3 protein-coding genes are annotated in these 2,196 nt (G+C 36.7%); 2 read left to right on the top strand and 1 reads right to left on the bottom strand.

Features of this window, described 5'->3' with window-relative positions:
* Nucleotides 1–218 precede the first annotated feature (218 nt).
* Nucleotides 219–1,016 (top strand): undecaprenyl-diphosphate phosphatase, encoded by a 798-nt coding sequence (locus tag ACY3FQ_RS18155; protein WP_489774607.1) that lies wholly within the window; start codon nt 219–221, stop codon nt 1,014–1,016.
* Between the two features lie 126 nt (nt 1,017–1,142).
* On the opposite strand, the gene ACY3FQ_RS18150 is transcribed toward ACY3FQ_RS18155, so the two are convergent.
* Nucleotides 1,143–1,610 carry a P-loop nucleotide/nucleoside kinase family protein gene (locus ACY3FQ_RS18150; protein ID WP_489774606.1) on the bottom strand — a complete coding sequence of 156 codons (468 nt, stop codon included), beginning with the start codon at nt 1,608–1,610 and terminating at the stop codon, nt 1,143–1,145.
* A 144-nt stretch (nt 1,611–1,754) separates the two neighbouring features.
* Between ACY3FQ_RS18150 and ACY3FQ_RS18145 the strand changes: the two genes are divergently transcribed.
* Entirely contained in the window at nt 1,755–2,084 is a 330-nt protein-coding gene (locus ACY3FQ_RS18145; RefSeq protein ID WP_025466485.1) for a four-helix bundle copper-binding protein, read from the top strand.
* Nucleotides 2,085–2,196 lie beyond the last annotated feature (112 nt).

Here is a 2,196-nt window from a genome sequence, read left to right as displayed (position 1 = left end):
GCTGTACTTTTTGATGCACTATGAGTATCGCACTCATCTTTTCCATCCTAAACATTGGGATATTCCACGGCTTAGTATGAAAAATAGCTGCGTAAACTCTCTATTCACAACGCAGACCCTGCCGTAAAAAAAGCGTAAAAATTTAGCTCCGCTCATTTATAAACAGTGAAAAATAGCTTAAAAAGATGGAAATTTTTAACTCTTTACTGCATCTATTTATGGATAATCTTGCACTGCTTAAAGCCTTATTTTTAGGTTTAATTGAAGGCTTAACCGAGTTTTTACCTATCTCCAGTACAGGACATTTAATTCTCTTTGGTCATCTTATCGATTTTCAATCGGATTCTGGACGTGCTTTTGAAGTTGTTATTCAACTGGGTGCCATTCTTGCCGTTTGCTGGCTGTATCGACAAAAAATTATAGAATTGGTTAAAGGCTTTTTTTCGGGTGATGTTCATGCAAGACGCTTTGCAATCAATGTATTTGTGGCCTTTCTTCCTGCCGTGGTTATTGGGGTCTTAGCTGTCGATTTTATTAAGCAAGTGTTGTTTAGCCCATTGGTGGTCGCTTTTGCCTTAATTATTGGCGGACTTATTATTTTTGCAGTTGAAGCCAGAGAATATAAACCAAAAACTATTGAAGCCACGGACATTAGTTTAAAGCAAGCTATCCTTGTGGGTTTTGCACAATGTGTTGCCATGATTCCTGGTACATCTCGCTCAGGTGCAACCATTATTGGTGGCATGCTATCGGGCTTATCACGTAAAGCAGCAACTGAGTTTTCTTTTTTCCTTGCTATGCCCACTATGTTGGGGGCAGCAACTTATGACTTATTTCGTAATGCTAATGTTTTAACTTCAGATAATTTAGTAAATATTTCTGTAGGTTTTATGGCTGCATTTGTTGCAGCCTTATTGGTCATCAAAGCTTTGGTTAAGTTTGTAGAAAAACACTCATTAAGAGTATTTGCTTGGTATAGAATTGTCTTGGGGATACTTATATTGATTATTTTTTAGAAAATACCAAAAAATTAACTTAATTAACCTCAATCGCGGATAAGCGACTGAGTTGAAAAATACAAGGACTAGAGTAATCAGTTGAGTTACCACACCAAACTCACAACTCTAGTCCTGATGATAATCTTAGAGAATATTCCATGAGAGTTCTTCTTTAACAGGAGGTTCAAATAGAGCAGCCCACTTAGCCAAGTTATCAAGATTGACTTGAGGAACTGTTGGAATACATAGCTTATTTCTTTCAATAATTCTGTTTCTGATTTCGTCCAGATTCGTATCTAAGAAGTGAATTTTAGTAGTTACTCCCCACTGACTTGCCATAGATCGATAATTATCTCTTTCAATTTTTAACCAGAAGCCATTTTCAAGAATTACACTATTTCCAGATTTCAGTAATTCTTGAGCAAACTGCCATTGTAGTTTTTCTACTCGAATTCTTATCTCATCATCATAGAAATCCAAACCAAGATCATAAAGCCATTCATCTGGAGAAAAGCGTATTGCCTTACACTCTTTTGAGAGTTGCTTGGCTAAAGTTGTTTTCCCGGAACCCCTGGAAGGCCACACATAAGATGCAGAACTGGAGAAACACATTTATTTTTCATTTCAACTCCCTGAAATTCATTACCTAATTTAGTTTTATTTATTTTACTAAAAATTTTATAAGAAATTAAAAAGTAAATTCTTTTAACTTTAGTGATAGTAAATTTTTCGCGAATCAAACCCAAAAACAGTATGATGAACGATATCCAATTTTCAGATTGCGCAAAGGCATGTATGAGCTGTTCCCTTACCTGTGCCAGTTGTGCAAATGCCTGTCTAAAAGAAGAAAATCTGGAGATGATGCGAGAATGTATTCAGCGTTGTCTAGATTGTGCAGATATTTGTCAGCTCTGTGCTCGTATGCAGCAAAATGAATCTCCTTTTATGAAAGAAATTTGTGAGCTTTGTGCCAAGGCTTGTGAATACTGTGCAGATGAATGTAGCCAACATGAGCATCAACACTGCCAGCAATGTGCTGATGCTTGCCGTGAATGTGCCGTCGAATGTCGAAAAATGGTTGTCTGATAAATAAAAGAATTAGTTGAGTTTAGGATTTACTCAATGAATAGCCAACGTGTTAGTTGTTAGTGGGTCAAACCACTAACAACGGCACTGTTGCAAATAGGGATCTGAGTCG

Source organism: Acinetobacter sp. AB03 (assembly GCF_058107045.1).
Note: the sequence above shows the minus strand (reverse complement) of the source record. Positions and strands in the feature narration are given on the sequence as shown.